The sequence below is a fragment of the Halomonas sp. McH1-25 genome (assembly GCF_022348165.1).
Taxonomy (GTDB): domain Bacteria; phylum Pseudomonadota; class Gammaproteobacteria; order Pseudomonadales; family Halomonadaceae; genus Modicisalibacter.
This window is the reverse complement of sequence record NZ_JAKRFI010000003.1, coordinates 264955-280992: the sequence shown is the minus strand read 5'-3', so window position 1 is coordinate 280992 and position 16038 is coordinate 264955. Positions and strand designations below refer to the sequence as shown.

The 16038-nt window shown below is 59.9% G+C and carries 19 protein-coding genes; 12 read left to right on the top strand and 7 right to left on the bottom strand.

Annotation, left to right across the window (positions count from 1 at the left end; all coding sequences use genetic code 11):
• Positions 1 to 38 precede the first annotated feature (38 nt).
• Positions 39 to 2732 (top strand): aminopeptidase N, encoded by a 2694-nt coding sequence (pepN, locus tag MHM84_RS10790; protein ID WP_239265912.1) that lies wholly within the window; start codon positions 39 to 41, stop codon positions 2730 to 2732.
• Positions 2733 to 2809: 77 nt separating this feature from the next.
• Here the strand turns inward: pepN and MHM84_RS10785 are convergent, their stop codons facing one another.
• The 3 genes from MHM84_RS10785 to nfo form a co-directional block, all read right to left on the bottom strand.
• Positions 2810 to 3334 carry an invasion associated locus B family protein gene (locus MHM84_RS10785; RefSeq protein WP_239265910.1) on the bottom strand — a complete coding sequence of 175 codons (525 nt, stop codon included), beginning with the start codon at positions 3332 to 3334 and terminating at the stop codon, positions 2810 to 2812.
• Positions 3335 to 3435: 101 nt separating this feature from the next.
• Positions 3436 to 3729 carry a hypothetical protein gene (locus MHM84_RS10780; protein WP_239265908.1) on the bottom strand — a complete coding sequence of 98 codons (294 nt, stop codon included), beginning with the start codon at positions 3727 to 3729 and terminating at the stop codon, positions 3436 to 3438.
• Between the two features lie 10 nt (positions 3730 to 3739).
• The gene (gene nfo / locus MHM84_RS10775) at positions 3740 to 4609 is read right to left on the bottom strand and encodes a deoxyribonuclease IV (RefSeq protein ID WP_239265906.1); all 870 of its coding nucleotides are present in this window, start codon (positions 4607 to 4609) and stop codon (positions 3740 to 3742) included.
• Positions 4610 to 4968: 359 nt separating this feature from the next.
• Here nfo and MHM84_RS10770 point away from each other — a divergent pair, with 359 nt between their 5' ends.
• The 3 genes from MHM84_RS10770 (at position 4969) to MHM84_RS10760 (ending at position 6428) form a co-directional block, all read left to right on the top strand.
• Positions 4969 to 5238: a DUF1127 domain-containing protein gene (locus MHM84_RS10770; RefSeq protein ID WP_239265904.1), complete on the top strand. Its 270-nt coding sequence runs from the start codon at positions 4969 to 4971 to the stop codon at positions 5236 to 5238.
• Positions 5239 to 5373: 135 nt separating this feature from the next.
• A complete protein-coding gene (locus tag MHM84_RS10765) occupies positions 5374 to 6087 on the top strand; it encodes an aspartate/glutamate racemase family protein (RefSeq protein WP_239265902.1) in 714 nt (237 codons plus the stop codon).
• A 119-nt stretch (positions 6088 to 6206) separates the two neighbouring features.
• Positions 6207 to 6428 carry a hypothetical protein gene (locus MHM84_RS10760; protein ID WP_239265900.1) on the top strand — a complete coding sequence of 74 codons (222 nt, stop codon included), beginning with the start codon at positions 6207 to 6209 and terminating at the stop codon, positions 6426 to 6428.
• A gap of 68 nt (positions 6429 to 6496) precedes the next feature.
• Here the strand turns inward: MHM84_RS10760 and MHM84_RS10755 are convergent, their stop codons facing one another.
• Both MHM84_RS10755 and MHM84_RS10750 read right to left on the bottom strand, forming a co-directional pair.
• On the bottom strand, positions 6497 to 6844 hold the full coding sequence (locus MHM84_RS10755) for an antibiotic biosynthesis monooxygenase (protein ID WP_239265897.1): 348 nt from the start codon (positions 6842 to 6844) through the stop codon (positions 6497 to 6499).
• Positions 6845 to 6916: 72 nt separating this feature from the next.
• A complete protein-coding gene (locus MHM84_RS10750) occupies positions 6917 to 7402 on the bottom strand; it encodes an Lrp/AsnC family transcriptional regulator (RefSeq protein ID WP_239265895.1) in 486 nt (161 codons plus the stop codon).
• Positions 7403 to 7656: 254 nt separating this feature from the next.
• Here MHM84_RS10750 and MHM84_RS10745 point away from each other — a divergent pair, with 254 nt between their 5' ends.
• On the top strand, positions 7657 to 9360 hold the full coding sequence (locus MHM84_RS10745) for a 2-isopropylmalate synthase (RefSeq protein WP_239265893.1): 1704 nt from the start codon (positions 7657 to 7659) through the stop codon (positions 9358 to 9360).
• Between the two features lie 82 nt (positions 9361 to 9442).
• Here the strand turns inward: MHM84_RS10745 and MHM84_RS10740 are convergent, their stop codons facing one another.
• Entirely contained in the window at positions 9443 to 9913 is a 471-nt protein-coding gene (locus MHM84_RS10740) for a GFA family protein (protein WP_239265891.1), read from the bottom strand.
• Between the two features lie 75 nt (positions 9914 to 9988).
• A complete protein-coding gene (locus MHM84_RS10735) occupies positions 9989 to 10804 on the bottom strand; it encodes a formate/nitrite transporter family protein (RefSeq protein WP_239265889.1) in 816 nt (271 codons plus the stop codon).
• Positions 10805 to 10925: 121 nt separating this feature from the next.
• Between MHM84_RS10735 and MHM84_RS10730 the strand changes: the two genes are divergently transcribed.
• The 7 genes from MHM84_RS10730 to MHM84_RS10700 all read left to right on the top strand — a co-directional run bounded on the left by MHM84_RS10730 (position 10926) and on the right by MHM84_RS10700 (position 16014).
• A complete protein-coding gene (locus MHM84_RS10730) occupies positions 10926 to 11615 on the top strand; it encodes an MgtC/SapB family protein (RefSeq protein WP_239265887.1) in 690 nt (229 codons plus the stop codon).
• A gap of 90 nt (positions 11616 to 11705) precedes the next feature.
• The gene (gene yegS, locus MHM84_RS10725; RefSeq protein ID WP_239265885.1) at positions 11706 to 12635 is read left to right on the top strand and encodes a lipid kinase YegS; all 930 of its coding nucleotides are present in this window, start codon (positions 11706 to 11708) and stop codon (positions 12633 to 12635) included.
• Between the two features lie 10 nt (positions 12636 to 12645).
• Positions 12646 to 13083, top strand: coding sequence for a nucleoside deaminase (locus tag MHM84_RS10720; protein ID WP_239265883.1), 438 nt, complete (start codon positions 12646 to 12648; stop codon positions 13081 to 13083).
• A 99-nt stretch (positions 13084 to 13182) separates the two neighbouring features.
• Positions 13183 to 13737 (top strand): hypothetical protein, encoded by a 555-nt coding sequence (locus MHM84_RS10715; RefSeq protein WP_239265881.1) that lies wholly within the window; start codon positions 13183 to 13185, stop codon positions 13735 to 13737.
• A gap of 65 nt (positions 13738 to 13802) precedes the next feature.
• Positions 13803 to 14636 carry an MOSC domain-containing protein gene (locus tag MHM84_RS10710; RefSeq protein ID WP_239265879.1) on the top strand — a complete coding sequence of 278 codons (834 nt, stop codon included), beginning with the start codon at positions 13803 to 13805 and terminating at the stop codon, positions 14634 to 14636.
• A 167-nt stretch (positions 14637 to 14803) separates the two neighbouring features.
• Complete coding sequence (locus tag MHM84_RS10705; protein WP_239265877.1) at positions 14804 to 15346, top strand: molybdopterin-dependent oxidoreductase; 543 nt, start codon at positions 14804 to 14806, stop codon at positions 15344 to 15346.
• A 161-nt stretch (positions 15347 to 15507) separates the two neighbouring features.
• Positions 15508 to 16014 carry an oxidoreductase gene (locus MHM84_RS10700; protein WP_239265875.1) on the top strand — a complete coding sequence of 169 codons (507 nt, stop codon included), beginning with the start codon at positions 15508 to 15510 and terminating at the stop codon, positions 16012 to 16014.
• Positions 16015 to 16038 lie beyond the last annotated feature (24 nt).

Sequence of the window (16038 nt, the reverse complement as noted above, 5' to 3'; positions counted from 1 at the left end):
GTACAATGTCGGTCATCTTGTACAGGAGTTCTCGATCCATGTCCGATACGCGCGTTTCCGAACAAGCCGAAATCAAGCCGGTCGACGCCCAGCCGCAACCGGTATATCTCAACGACTATCGCCCGCCGGCCTATCGGGTCACGCACACCGAGCTGAAATTCGATCTGTCGGCGTCCGACACGCATGTGCATGCCGCCTTGCATCTGGAGCGTCATCCCGACAGCGAGCCCGGTCTGCCTCTGACGTTGCATGGCGAGAAGCTTTCCCTCAAATACGTCGCCATCGACGGGCAGGAGCTGCAGGCGGGGGAATACCAGGTGGACGATGCGACGTTGACCATTCCCGACGCTCCCGACCGTTTGCGCCTGGAGACCGAGGTCGTGATCGATCCCCAGGCCAACACGGCGCTGGAAGGGCTGTATCTCTCCAACGGCATGTTCTGTACCCAGTGCGAAGCCGAAGGGTTTCGCCGCATCACCTATTATCTGGATCGTCCCGACGTAATGGCGACCTTCTCCACCACGGTGATCGGCGATCGCGAGCGGTTGCCGGTGCTATTGTCCAACGGCAATCCGGTGGAGCGTGGCGAGTTGCCGAATGGCAAGCACTTCGTGACCTGGGAGGATCCGCACCCCAAGCCGAGCTATCTGTTCGCCCTGGTGGCCGGCCAGCTCGAAAAGGTCGAGGATCGCTTTACCACCATGAGCGGTCGCGATGTGACCCTACAGCTGTGGGTAGAGCCCGAAAATCTCGACAAGACCGAGCACGCCATGCGCTCGCTCAAGGCGTCGATGACGTGGGACGAGGAAACCTACGGCCGCGAGTACGACCTCGACCTGTTCATGATCGTCGCCGTCAATGACTTCAACATGGGCGCGATGGAGAACAAGGGGCTCAACATCTTCAACTCGGCGGCGGTGCTGACTCATCCGCAGACGGCCACCGACGCCGCCTTCCAGCGTGTCGAGGGGGTGGTCGCCCACGAATACTTCCACAACTGGTCGGGCAATCGCGTGACCTGTCGCGACTGGTTCCAGCTCTCGCTCAAGGAAGGCTTCACGGTTTTCCGCGACCAGAGCTTTTCGGCCGATGTGAACTCGGCCCCGGTCAAGCGCATCGAGGACGTGTCCTTCCTGCGCACCGCACAGTTTGCCGAGGATGCCGGCCCTACTGCACACCCGGTGCGTCCCGATCATTACATCGAGATTTCCAACTTCTATACTCTGACCATCTACGAGAAAGGGTCGGAGATCGTGCGCATGCTGCGCAACCTGCTTGGCTGGGATACCTTCCGCAAGGGCTCGGACCTGTATTTCGAGCGCTTCGATGGCCAGGCGGTGACCATCGAGGATTTCGTCGGCTGCATGGCCGAGGTCTCCGGGCTGGATCTCGGTCAGTTCATGCGCTGGTATTCCCAGGCCGGCACCCCGGAAATCGACGCCTATGGCGAGTACGACTACGCCAGCGCCGAATATCGCCTGACGATGCGCCAGCGTACCCCGGCGACGCCCGGCCAGCCCGACAAACAGCCACTGCACATCCCCGTGCGCGTTGGCCTGGTGGGCACCAAGTCCGGCGAGGACCTGACACTGACCCTCGAGACGCCCGACGGCAAGGAGGACCTCGGCAAGGATGGCGTGCTTCACCTGCGCGAGGACGAGCAGACCTTCGTGTTCACCGACGTCGCCGAGGCCCCGGTGCCGTCGCTGCTGCGCGGCTTCTCGGCGCCGGTCAAGCTGCGCTTCCCCTATGGCCGCGAGGACCTGGCATTCCTGCTGCAGAACGACTCCGATGGCTTCAATCGCTGGGATGCCGGACAACGTCTCGCCATGCTGGCCCTGGACGACCTGATCGCCGCTCATCGCAACGGCGTCGAGAAAGTCATGGATCCTCGCGTGACCGAGGCCTTCCGCAACCTGTTGACCGAGCCGAGTGACGACAAGGCGGTACTGGCCGAGATGCTGACGCTGCCGTCCGAGGCGTATATCGCCGAACAGCAGCCAACGGTCGATGTCGATGCCATCCACGCTGCGCGCAACTTCGTCAAGCAGTCGCTGGCCGTCGCCCTGCGCGACGAGTTTCTGGCGCTCTACCAAGCCAACCTTTCCGATGCGCCTTACGCGCCGAACGCCGAGCAGATCGCACAACGCAGTCTCAAGAACGTGGCGCTGTCCTACCTGATGAGCATCGAGGACGAGGAGGGCGTCGAGCTGGCCCGTCAACAGTTCGAGGCCCAGCACAACATGACCGATGTGCGAGCGGCGCTGACTCTGCTGGTACACAGCTCACGTGGCGACATTGCCGATCCGGCGTTGCGGGCCTTCGGTGAGAAGTGGGCCCATGACCCGCTGGTGATGGACCAATGGTTCAGCGTGCAGGTCACCCGGCCGCAGTCGGATGCTCTGGATCGGGTCAAGTATCTGATGGATCACCCGGCATTTTCACTCAAGAACCCCAACCGGGTGCGCGCGCTGATTGGGGCGTTCGTCGGTCAGAATCGGGTCAATTTCCATCGTCTGGATGGCGAGGGATACAAGTTGCTGGCCGATGTGGTTATCGAGCTCAACCGGCTCAATCCCGAGATCGCCGCGCGTATCATCACGCCGCTGACGCGTTGGCAGCGTTTCGATGAGCAGCGTCAGGCGCTGATGAAAGCGGAGCTCGAACGTATCCGTGCCGAAGAACTGTCGCCCAATGTCTATGAGGTCGTCGAGAAGGCGCTAGCCCACTGACTCTGGACGAGCGAAACGCTAGCAGATGAAACGGGCCGCTCTTGAGCGGCCCGTTGTGCGTAGTGCGACGCTGCCGGCTAGTTCTGGATGCGCTCGCTGGCGTTGGTAAAGCCCATCAACGAGACGTCGAGATCCATGCGGTTGCCGCGCGGGCCGATCAGGCTGAGAGTGGCCGAACTGCCGCTACGCAGTTGCTGCATCAGCTCGGGGCGCACGGGCAGGTCGGCGCGGCAGCCCTGTTCCATGCACACCTGGAAGGGGAAGGAGACCGGCTCTGCATTGTCGATGCTGAGCTGAAGCCCCGGTGCCAGGCGTGTGCCCAGTGGCAGAAAGAACGCCATGGCCGCGGTATCGATTTCCGGAGGGTAGGCCATGACCACCCGCATCAGCGGACGACTGTCGTCGGGATTGTTGACCAACTGCGTCATGGTGCATGAGCCCTGTGCCGCCACATCCTGGGGGCAGCGCACTTCCCAGTCCTGAAACTGTTCGGTGGTGACGTTGGGGTCGGCCGAGGGCTGTTGTGCCAAGGCGGCAGGTGTCATTGCCAACGCAGCAAGGCAGGCCAGGGCCCTGCGTGGCAGTTTGATACGCTTCAACATGATGTTTGTCTCCTGTCGTCTTGCGATTGAATGGTCATGCTCATGTAACCAGCCAGACAAGGCCATGACAATGTGTAACGTCAGCTCCCATGGGCGTGGCTTCAGGCGATCAGCCAGCTTAGCACCAGCAGGCCAATCAACATCCACAGGGCGCCGGCCAGAAACGAGCGCTGCAGCAGGGCACGTATCCCCTTGTAGAGTAGTCCCAGGCCCGTGATCAGGGCGATTAGGCCGAACAGCGAGGTATTCATGCCCAGCGAGCCGGTCAGCCCTTCGATGAAATCGTGAATGGCGATGCCGATGCCGGCAAAGAAGCCGGCCAGTACGTCGACGATGAAGCGAATCGCATCGCCGAGGCTCTCGCCGAGCCAGTTGAAAAAACCATTGGCAACCATGAGCCGAACCTTAGTGGCTGGGAGCGAGGTCGGCCGGTTGGCGTTGCTGTGCACGCAACCAGTCGATTTCTTCCGACCATCGATCCGGCTCGATGGTTTCAAGGATAAGCGGAATTCCATCGAGGCGTGGATCGCGCATGAGCGCGGCAAATGCATCCAGGCCGATGTTGCCCTCGCCAAGGCAATGATGCCGGTCGACTCGACTGCCGAAGGCACTCTTGGCATCGTTCAGGTGCATGCCGCGCAAATACTCGAAGCCGACCACAGCATCGAGTTCGTCGAGCGTGGCCAGCGTCGCCTCGCGTGTGCGCAGATCGTAGCCCGCCGCAAAGGCATGGCAAGTGTCGATACATACGCCGACGCGTGACTTGTCGTCGACCTGCGCGATGATCTCGGCGAGGTGCTCGAAGCGGTGGCCGAGATTGGTGCCTTGTCCGGCGGTATTCTCGATCACCGCAGTGACATTGCGTGTCCGGGACAACACGTCGTTGATCGACTCGGCAATACGCGCAAGACATTCGCGCTCGGAGATCTTGCGCAGATGGCTGCCGGGATGAAAGTTCAGCAGAGTCAGGCCAAGCTGTTCGCAGCGCTGAAATTCATCGAGAAACGCTGCCCGGCATTTTTTCAATGCCGTGTCGTCAGGATGCCCCAGATTGATCAGGTAACTGTCGTGCGGAAGGATTTGCCCAGGACCGAAGCCGTAGCGCTGGCAGGCTGTCTTGAACGAGGCGATGGCCTCATCGCTCAGCGGCTTGGCGTGCCACTGGCGCTGATTCTTGGTGAACAGCGCAAAGGCGTTGGCTCCGATCTCGTGGGCCCTGACCACTGCCTGGGCCGCACCGCCCGCTGCGCTGACATGGGCGCCGATGTATTTCATGCCGAGTGTCCGTCGCAGAGTTGAAGGAGGCTATGGTAGTGCGTCGGCATTCCGAGCGCGACCGTCATTGACTCGAGACGACTTGACGCGCTGTACAACGCCGCCTTTAATGATCAGAGTCGGCTGTATTAGCCGGCGTTGTATGAAATAAGGCACTTTTCATGATTCAACTGATGTGGCCAGCGGTAACGAACGACTCCGTGCGCATGAATAATCATGCGCTGCGAATCGTCGTTCGTCCGCGTGTCGCCTGACATCAGTTTCATCGGCCGCGGATCTTACCGCGGCCCGAGTACCTCCTGCATCATTCCTCTCTTGCCCCGTTAAGGTCCCGGCCTCCTGTTAAAGGAGACGGAGACATGCACGTAACGAACTGGCTCGCACGCATCTGCAAGGCACTGACGGTCGCTCGTCGTGATCGAAACAACTTTCGGGCGCTTGCCCATCTCGACGACCACTTGCTCAAGGATATCGGTCTTTATGTCGATCAGGGCATCGTGCGCCCATTGCACCCTGACGCGGCAAAGGGCGACGTCGAGCTGGCGGCGCCTCTCGATTTCGAGGAGATCGTCGGAAGAGCGGACATACCCGTGAAAGTGTGTCCCACCTGTGGGGCCGCCTTGGCTTAGCCGGGCCACGGCCGCAGGACGCGGCCGTGGCCGACAGACGCTGATCGCGGGCAGGGCCGGGAAGGTTCTGCCCGTTTTCGTTGACGACAAAATGCACGAAGATGAGCAAAAGGACGATAAGGGAGGCAGGACGGCATGAAGACGATCGGAATCCTGGGCGGCATGAGTTGGGAGTCGACACAAACGTATTACCGTGGCCTGAACGAAGGCGTACGCGACAGGCGAGGCGGTTATCACTCGGCACCGATCTGCCTGATTAGTGTCGATTTCGCCGAGATCGAAGCGTTACAGCGTGCCGGAGACTGGGATGCAGCAGGCCGCTACCTGGCCTGTTCGGCACGCCAGGCGCAGGCGGCTGGCGCCGATTTCCTGTTGATTGCGACCAATACCATGCATCGTGTGGCGGATGACGTGGAGGCGGCAATCGACATTCCCTTGTTGCACATTGCCGATGCAACGGGGCAGGCGCTGGCGCGTGACGGCATACGGCGTGTTGGCCTGCTGGGAACGCGCTTCACCATGGAGCAGGCGTTTTATCGCGACCGAGTCCAGGCCCGATTCGGCATTGAAGTGATAACGCCCGAGCAGGATGAGCGGGATTTCATACACGAGGTCATCTTCACCGAACTCGTGCATGGCACCGTCGCCGACGGTTCTCGGGCCCGCTTTCTCTCGATCATCGACGGTCTGGCCCAGCGTGGGGCGCAAGGCGTAATCCTGGGGTGTACCGAGATCGGCATGCTGGTTCAGCCATCCGATACGACAGTGACGCTTTACGATACCACGGCGCTGCATGTCGCGGCGGCGTTGGAAACGGCCTTGGATGACAGTGGCGTATCGGACCTGTAGATGTGCAGAGAACGTGATGCTCAAGCTCACTCATCGCCTGATTTTGTTTCGTCATGGTACGCGTTGATGCCACAAACTCGTCGTGACGAAAGGCGGATGGTAGGTTCAGGCTTTACGACATGAGCGAGGTATGCCAAGTGGACACGTCAGTCAATGCAACCGTGAGCATGGCCCTGACCCTTCAGCAGTACAATGCCGGTCAGCAGGCCCAGATGAGCCTGCTCAAGGACGCTCTGGAGATCCAGGCCAACCAGGTCTCGGAAATTATGGCATCGGCCGCACCCAAGGATTCGCTGGCATCGACCGGCACCATCGGGACGCGCATCAACGCTTACGCATGATTTCCAGCGTCAAGCCGTGAGCCGCCGTGGCCTTTGGCCACGGCGTTTTTTTATCGCTTTGGTTGGTGTCAAACCTTGGGGGCGTCGAAGTCGCTCGGCTCGTCGGTGTAAACGCATACGTTGGCGTCCTCGATGTCACCGTCCTCAGCTTCCAGATGCCGGGCAAAGAAATCACGAATCTCCTCGCGTTGGCAGTGTGCCTCGAAGGCCTCCCGGTTGGCCCATATCTCGTGGAACACGATTGGGTAGCTGCTTCCCTGGGCGAACGGATTGTCGATGTGGCGAGTCACGGTGTAATGCAGGCACGCGTCTTCGCGATGAGCGTTGGGCTCGAGCGCCTGTAACGCCTTGAAAACGGCGTCTTCCTTGCCGGGCTTGGGTTTGAAGCTGGCTGTGCAGTAAATCTTGGCTGACATGGGGTCTCCATAGCAGGGAAGGAAAGTCGTAACGATAGCACTGGTGACGATGGGAGTGGGCACCAAGCCCCGTCACTCAACCGGCACCGCTGGGTTATCGATTACGCGCCGCAGCACGAAACTCGAATGCGCGCCGCTGACGCCCTCGATCCGGGTGATGCGGTTGAGTAGCAGATCCTGATAGTCGTCCATGTCCCTGACCACCACCTTGAGCTGGTAATCGGCTTCCTGCCCGGTGATCAACAAGCATTCCAGGACTTGTGGCAGTGCCGCGACATTCTTCTCGAAGTTGGCGAAGCGCTCCGGAGTATGTCGATCCATGGAGATATGCAGCAGTGCCATCAGGCTGTAGCCCAGACGCTTGCTGTCGACGATAGCGCGATAGCCCGTGATCAGCCCGCTCTGTTCCAGGGCGCGGACACGTCTGAGACAGGGTGAGGGAGACAATCCGATGCGTTCGGCCAGCTCCTGATTGCTGAGACGCCCATCGTGCTGGAGGATGTCGAGGATGTGCCGGTCATAGCGGTCAAGCGCAGGGGTAATGTGCTGGGAAGTCATGTTGAGCAATCTTTGATGTGTTTTTCTTGGCTTTTTGCAAGAAACTGCCGAAGTATGCGCCGTTACTGGTCAAGTTCGCAATCCCTGACCTTGGCGCCAAGTGTAGGCTAATAGTCATCGTCACCAGCGATCGATATGTTGCCCGAGGCCGGCTCCACAAGAGCCGGTCCCGGGCGTCGCTCACGAGGCGATAGCAGCAGCCTCATCAACCAGGGCGCATCTCACGGCGCCGCACATCGCAAGGACCGTCAATCATGGCTTCAATCTCCCGCGCCTTCGATCATCGTAAGTACGTGCCGATCGAGCCGGTATCGCTGACTCATCGCCAGTGGCCTTCCCGGACCCTGAGCCGGGCGCCGATCTGGGCGAGCGTGGACCTGCGCGACGGCAACCAGGCATTGCTCGAACCGATGACTGCCGAACAGAAGAAGCGGCTGTGGGGATTGCTGGTCAAGATTGGGCTCAAGGAGATCGAAGTCGGCTTTCCTGCAGCCAGTCAGCACGATTACGATTTCGTGCGCTGGCTGATCGAGGAGGATCAGATCCCCGAGGATGTGCATATCCAAGTGCTCGTACAGGCGCGCGAGCATCTCATCGAAAGAACCTTCGCCGCGCTGGAAGGCGTGGAGCGCGCTATCGTGCACGTCTATAACTCTACGTCCAGGGTTCAGCGTGAGCGAGTGTTCGAGCAGGATCGCCAAGGCATTATCGCCATCGCCGAGCAGGGCGCCCGCTGGGTACAGGAGCATGCGGGGCGCTACCCCGGCACGCACTGGACCTTCCAGTACTCTCCCGAGAGCTTCACGAGTACCGAGGTGGATTTTTCGGTGGCAATTTGCGAGGCGGTCATGGCGATCTGGCAACCCACGCCGGAAAAGCCCTGCATCCTCAATCTGCCGGCCACTGTCGAGGTCGGACCGGTCAACCATTTTGCCGACCAGATCGAATACTTCGTCACGCATCTGAAGAATCGCGACAGCGCGATCATTTCGCTGCACACCCATAACGATCGCGGCGGCGCGGCGGCGGCGGCCGAGCTCGGCCTGCTGGCCGGTGCCGATCGGGTCGAGGGAACGTTGCTGGGCAATGGCGAGCGCACCGGCAACATGGATATCGTCACCCTGGCGATGAATCTCTACAGCCAGGGCATCGACCCCCAGCTCGACCTGTCGAACCCCGACGAGATCATCCAGGTCTGCACCGAGTGTACTGGCCTGCCGGTACACCCGCGCCACCCCTGGATCGGCGAACTGGTGTATACCGCGTTCTCGGGCAGCCATCAGGATGCGATTCGCAAGTGCCTGCATAAGCAGCGCGATGATGAAGCCTGGCAGGTGGCCTACCTGCCCATCGATCCCAAGGATCTCGGTCGCGATTACCAGGCGGTGATTCGCGTCAACAGCCAGTCGGGCAAGGGCGGGATGGCGTTTCTGCTCGAGCGCGATTTCGGCATCAGCCTGCCGCGCTGGATGACGCTGGAGCTGGCGCCATATGTCCAGAAAGCCAGCGAACAGGTGTCGGGGGAGCTTTCCAGCCAAGCCATTCGTGACATCCTGCTCGACACCTTCACGTGCGCCGAGCCGGTAACGCTGAAAGGCTACCGGCTGGATCGGGACGATGCCGAATGCCTGTCGGTCACGCTGCGCCATGGCCAGCAAAGCGTGACCCTGCAGGGGCAGGGCAACGGTGCGATCTCTGCGTTCATGGATGCCTGGCAGCAACACACCGGCCAGAACGTCAACGTGGTCGACTACGGCGAACACGCCTTGGGCGAAGGCAGCGACGCGGTGGCGATTGCCTTCGTTCAGCTCAACGTGGACGGCACGCGAATCAGTGGCATGGCCGAGGATGGCGATACCGTCAGCGCCTCGCTCAAGGCGCTGCTCTCGGCACTCAACCGTGCCGGAGCGGGACAGACTCTGACCGGCGCCGTGACCGAAGAGACGCTCCAGGCCTGACCTGCCGGTTTCGCCATCCCTCTGATAGCAGACGGCCGCCCACGGGCGGCCGACGTCGTTCAGGTTCCACCTGCCGCTGGCGTTACGAGCCGGCGACGCGCTCGTGCCACTGCGCCAGCGATTCGTCGGGGTACTCCTGGAAGCAGCGGTCCCCGTCGGCAGGACGGAACAGTACCCAGTCGGGTTTTGAGCCCAGCATCATGTGGGTATGCTCAGGCGGGACCGGCAATGGAGTGTCGATGGCGCCAGCATGGGGATGCACGAGTTCCGGCCATTCCGGCGACCATAGCCACAGCGCGGTGCCGCACTCGCGACAGAAACGACGTTCGGCGCTGCTGATCGAGCCATCCTCCATGTGTGCCCGGTAGGTGTTGATATGTTCTTCGCCTTCGATCTTCAACGTATCGGCTTTGGCCCCGAGATTGATGGCAAAGCCGCCGGTACCGGCGGTCTTGCGACAAATGCTGCAGTAACACAGATTGAAAGGGTAAGGGGCGTCGGCGTCTACGCTGAAATGCACTGCGCCACAGTGGCAGCTACCGTCGAGTTGCATCCTGTTTCCTCCTTGTATGAGCGGCACGGACCCGAGAACGTTGACTGCTGACTCAGGGCGTCCCCGGATGCGTTGCTATTTGTCGCTACGAATCTGGGCATGACTGATCAAGGCAAAAATGAACGTGCCTCCTATGACGTTGCCGGCCAGCACCGGAAACATGAAATGAAATAGATATTCCGACCATGACGCCTGTCCATCGAAGACCAGGAACAGAACCTCCGTCGAGCCGACGATGATATGTGTGAATTCTCCCAGGGCGACCAGGTAGGTCATGATGATGATGACCCAAATCTTGGCTTGGTCGGCGGCCGGCATCAGCCATACCATCGTGGCGATGATCCAGCCGGCCACAATGCCCTTGGCGAACATTTCGCCCACAGTGTTGGCCAGCACATCCTTGCCCAGGCTGAGGAACGCCTCGTGGGTCTGCGGATCGAGAATGGGAAGCGCCTGAATGGCATAGGCGAAAAAAGCGACGCCGATAATGTTGCCTACGTAGACAACGCCCCAGAGACGAAGCATTCTGGCCAGGTTCGACAGGCTGGGTGCCGTCATTGTGGGTAGCACGGCAGTCAACGTGTTTTCGGTAAATAGCTGCTGTTTGGCAAGGCCGACGACCAGGAAGCCGACGGAATAGCCAAAGGCCTCGATCAAAAAGGCTGTCTCGCTATCGGGAAGATGCGTGCGTAGCAGGCCGATGGTGACCATCGAGAAGCTGATCGAAAGCCCTGCCGCGACTGCCGACCAGAATAACGCCGGTGTCGTGCGCACGAGTTCCTTTTCACCGCCTTCACGGATGGCCTTATGGACACCCGCAGCCTCGGCAGGCGACTCCTTGACCTGCTGCGGGGCCGAGTCGTGCATGGGGGAATCTGCTTGATCCTTCATAGTGCTTTTCCTCATCCTTGAGAGCCGTTCGGTTGAATGTGGTTAACGCGCGTCCTTTGCGCAAGATGTCAGTGGCGTCCGGTTATGGTTACGTAACCTTCCATCAAGCTAAGGAGAGCTCATGTCGGAAGAAACGGTTTCTATCCTCGTCAATCTGGGTACGGCCTGGTTGGCGGGCAGCTTGATCGGCCTGGAACGCAGCTACCATGGCCGGCCGGCCGGGTTTCGTACCCATGCCCTGGTCTGCGTCGCCTCGGCGCTGCTGATGCTGGTATCCACCCATCAGACTGAGTGGGTCGGGGGTATGCTGCCCGAATCCGCCATCCAAACGGATCCGACCCGCATGGCTCAGGGCATCATGACCGGCATCGGCTTTCTGGGGGCTGGTGTCATCTTCAAGGAGGGGCTGACGGTGCATGGGCTGACCACGGCCGCCTCGATCTGGGTGACATCCGCATTGGGCATCCTGTTCGGGATCGGCTTTCTCTACCCGGCGGTGATCGTGACGGTGGTCACCTTGATCACATTGTCGCTTTTCCGCTGGGTCGAAAGCCATCTTCCCAGTGAATTCTACGCCGACCATGTCATCAGCTATCCCATCGAGTCTGTTGACGATGAAAGCAAGGTCAGAGCGATGATTTCCAGCCATGGCTGCACCATCAAGACAATGAGCTACCGCTTGGCCGAACGGGGTAAAGTATACCGTTATCATATGGTGCTGCAGACCCATGACAAGGATAATTTGGTGAAGCTTGCAGCGCATCTGCGCGAATCATCCACCATTTTGGAATTTCGTCTGGCCGTGGCCTGAGTTCGCCAGGTAGGGTCGCCATCTTGCGATTTCCCGAGCGACAGGCGATGGTATAGCCAGACCAAGGCAGGCTGGACAAGGATACGATGCATGGCCGATGCGATGGCAAGGAACGCTCGTCTGATTCTCAATGGCAAGGTTGCACAGGACCCCGAAATACGCGAGGCAGTGTCCGCCATGCGCGAAGCGGGATGCGACCTGCAGGTACGTATCACCTGGGAGGAGGGCGATGCCTTGCGTCTCGTGGAAGAGGCGGCGAAAGAAGGCGTATCGCGCATCATTGCGGGCGGTGGCGATGGCAGTGTCAACGAAATCGTCAATGGACTGATGCATCTGGACGAGGCGCACCGGCCGGCGTTAGGCATCCTGCCGCTGGGGAGCGCCAATGACTTTGCCCATGGGGTCTGTTTGCCCATGGATCCCCATCAGGCCCTGCATACGGCTCTGAGCGTCTCGTCCAGGGCCGTGGATGTGGCGCATCTGGGCGCCGACTACTTCATCAATATGGCTTCCGGCGGCTTCGGCGCCCAAATCACTACCTCGACGCCCGTACCGCTAAAGCGCTTGCTGGGCGGCGGCGCCTATTCGTTGATGGGAATGCTCAAGCTTTGGCACTACCAGCCTTATAGTGGACACCTGAGCTGGCCGGAGGGCGAGTTCGACGGCCCGTTGTTCCTTCTGGCTATCGGTAACGGTGTCCAGGCGGGGGGAGGTCAGAGGCTGGCGCCCGGTGCCAAGCTCGACGATGGCTTGCTGAACGTGTTGCTCGTGCGCCATTTTTCCTCGCTGAGCGAAATGCGCCAGTTGCTGGCGGAGTTGGAAAGGATTCCGGAAGACGGCGAATTCGTGCGCACGGTGCGTACCTCGCGCTTTTCTTTCCAGGGCGAAAGTGCCTTTCCGCTCAATCTGGATGGCGAGCCCAGGCAACTGAAGACTTTCGATGTCACGCTGGAACCGCGTGCCCTCAAGCTATTGGTGCAGCCCGACTGCCCATTGCTGTCATCAACGTCCCGCCAGTGAGGAGAGCGCCATGGACGAATTCATGCAGGCCGCGATCGACGAGGCACGTCGAGGGCTCGAACAAGGCGGTGTCCCGATTGGATCGGTCCTGGTGCATCGAGGGCGCATCATCGGGCGAGGTCATAACCAGCGCCAGCAGCGCGGTAGTGTCGTGCTGCATGGTGAAATGGATGCCTTGGAAAATGCTGGACGCCAGCCGGCATCCGTCTATCGTGACTCGGTGATTTATACGACGTTATCCCCATGTTCAATGTGTAGCGGGGCAATCCTGTTGTATGGAATACCACGTGTCGTGATAGGCGAAAACCGTACCTTCATGGGAGCCGAAGCGCACCTGCGGCAGCATGGCGTCACTCTCGACGTACTGGATAACGCCGAGTGCCGGGAACTGATGGATGCCTTCATTGCGAGTCATCCCGATGTCTGGAATGAAGACATCGGCAAATAATCGCGTGCTATGGCGACATCGCTTCCTTGCGCCTGTCGATGCGGTTTGCTGGAATGTCGCCACCATGCAAGGCAGATCCTTCAATGAGGAGTGATAACGATGGCCAGAGCGCCCTGGATACCGGCGGTAGCTGCCCTGACATTGAGCTTGGGACTGGCGGCTTGCGACGGAGGGGAGGAAGCCCAACCGGAGCAAAGTTCCAGCGAGACGAGTCAGGCTGCAAGCGAGACGCCGAACGGCGTAGAACGCGAAGCGCGCAATGGATCGACGCAGACCGACGGCGACGAACCCCAGCTTTCTACCGATAACACGGCCCAGGACGTGGATTCGGCGGAAGTGACCGACGAGACGGTATCCTCGCCATCAGCCGACGTCGGAGCGGACCAGCAAGAGGCAGGAGTCTCCGATCAGCAGGAGAGCGCTGGCGGCCTGGCAGCCGATGACGACATTACGCCCAGTGACGGCGAGCGCTTGGCCGATGAGTCCTGGGAGGACACGGAAGACGATGTCAACGAAGCGTTGAAAGAGACCGAGCGGCGCTTCAAAGAGGCCGAACAGGAACTGGAAGAGCAGTTCAAGGCGGCCGAAGAGCAGGACGTGCAGCGCAGCCAGGAAATCCCGATTCAGCCCGAAGACGCGTCTCCTTCCCAGTAGCTTCCCGATGCTGCGTAACTTGGTAAGGCGCGGTGTCTGCCGCGCTTCATATTCAGGAAACCGGTATGTCGTCTATGCCCGCGTTATCGGGACTCTATCGTTACCCTATCAAATCCACCGCCGGCCAGGCGCTCGACAGCATGACGGTCAAGGAAGAGGGGCCCGTGGGGGATCGCCGTTACATGCTGGCCAGGCCGGATGGCACGTTCCTGACGGCACGGAGCCATCCTTGGTTGCAGCGTGTGATCGCTACACCGGTGCCGGGCGGGCTCGACATCCATCATCCGGAACTCGGCGAGACCCGCGCGCATGAAGCGGAATTCGAAGGTAGACCTTTCGCCACCCAGGTATGGAGTGATCCGTTCGATGCCTTGTCCACCACGGCTGCGTTGGACGACTGGTTCAGTCGGGTGGCCGGGGAACCGGCAAAGCTGCTGTGGATAGGGAATCGCTCGCCGCGTTATCGCCCTGCAATCGAGCGTCGTGTCGGCTTTGCCGATGGCTATCCTCTCATGCTGATTTCCCAAGCGTCGCTGGACGACCTCAATCGGCGAATGAATGCCCCGCAGAGAATGGCGCAGTTTCGGCCCAATCTCGTCGTGGCCGGCACTCATCCCTATGCCGAGGATGGCTGGAAGCGCATTCGCATCGGTGAAGTGGAATTTCTCGTCGATACCCCATGTTCGCGCTGCGCCATGATCACTGTCGATCCATCTACCGGACAGTTCCAGACACGCGGAGAACCGCTGCGTACCTTGGCGAACTACCGGCGCGGCCCGGGAGGAAAAGTCTATTTCGGACAGAACCTGATTGCCCTCAACGAGGGTAGGCTCGATCTGGGCGCGATGGTGGAAGTGCTCGAGTCAGCTTCGCCAGCGAGCCCTGACCTGGGCACCTGAGCAGGCAGGTCTGGAGTCCATGAGTTGGCAAAAAAGGCCTGGGAAGATCATGAAGAAGGGCACGTATCCTAAAGGCTTCATGCTCTCAGTATGGTTAGGATCATCGTTATGCCTAGGTCGTTCAAGGTATATAGTGATAGGCATCTCCTTATTGCTCGAGTGGGTGAATGCCATTGTCACGTGTCTTGTTCACTTTGTTGTTGCTAGTGGCTTCCAGTACCTGGGCGAACGCGGAACTGCCGTCTCCTCAGGGCCCTGTCATTCTCGAGGTCTCGGGTAACATTGCGCAGACCAATCATGGCGATGAGGCGCATTTCGACTATGCCATGCTTGCGGCGCTTGGCATGCATGAAATCGCTACACACACGCCCTGGACGGAAGGGCTGATCCGTTTCGAAGGGCCTTTAGGCCGGGACTTGCTCGAGGCGGTTGGCGCACAGGGCGATCAGCTCTCGGTGAAAGGGCTCGATGGCTATGTCGCCGAGGTGCCAGCCAGCGATTTCTTCAAGCATGAGGTCATCCTGGCGCTCAAGATGGACGGCGAACGGCTGCGCGTGCGCGACCGGGGACCGATTATCATCGTCTACCCTTTCGATCAGAAACCTCAATTGCTTACCGAGCAAATTCGCTTCCGTTCAGTCTGGCAGGTAGCCTCCATTCATGTAGGGGAGAGCCCTGATCGAGCAGGGAAGCGCGGCGGCAGTGAATGAACGTTCTTACATCGTGGAATGCTAATCGACTGAGTTTGTGGCGTGGTTCGGGTAAGCTTGCGCGTGCCGGTGGGAGACAAGCTGCATAGGGAAGGCCAGAAGCATTCATGGAGCCGGCAATATCTTGCCTAGCCGTTTAGTCACCACTCCGAGACGTTTGCATGTTCATTTCCCGTTTGTCGCTGCTTCTTCTGGCGTTGTTGTTACCGTTGCGCTCCTTGTGGGCCGGTTCGTTGCCGATGCCCGAAGGGCCGATCATCCTCAAGGTCGGCGGAAAGATCACCCATACCAATATCGGTGACGAGGCACATTTCGATTACCAGATGCTTGCCGCGCTAGGCATGGTCGAAATCGAGACCCGTACCCCCTGGACGGAAGGTGTGTCGGATTTTGCCGGCCCGTTGGGACGGGATCTGCTCGACGCTGTCGGTGCCCAGGGTGAGCTTCTCAAGGTCAAGGCGCTCAATGAGTTCGTGGCCGAGGTACCCGTTGCGGATCTACGCAGCCATGACGTCATCCTGGCGGTCAAAAGGGACGGGGAACGCATGCCTGTTCGCGATTTTGGCCCGATATTCGTGCTGTACCCTTTCGATCAGAATCCCAAGCTGCTCAATGAAACGTACCGGTTCCGTTCTGTCTGGCAGGTAAGCAGCATACGTGTGGAATAGCCGGACCGGAGCGCAACCTGATAG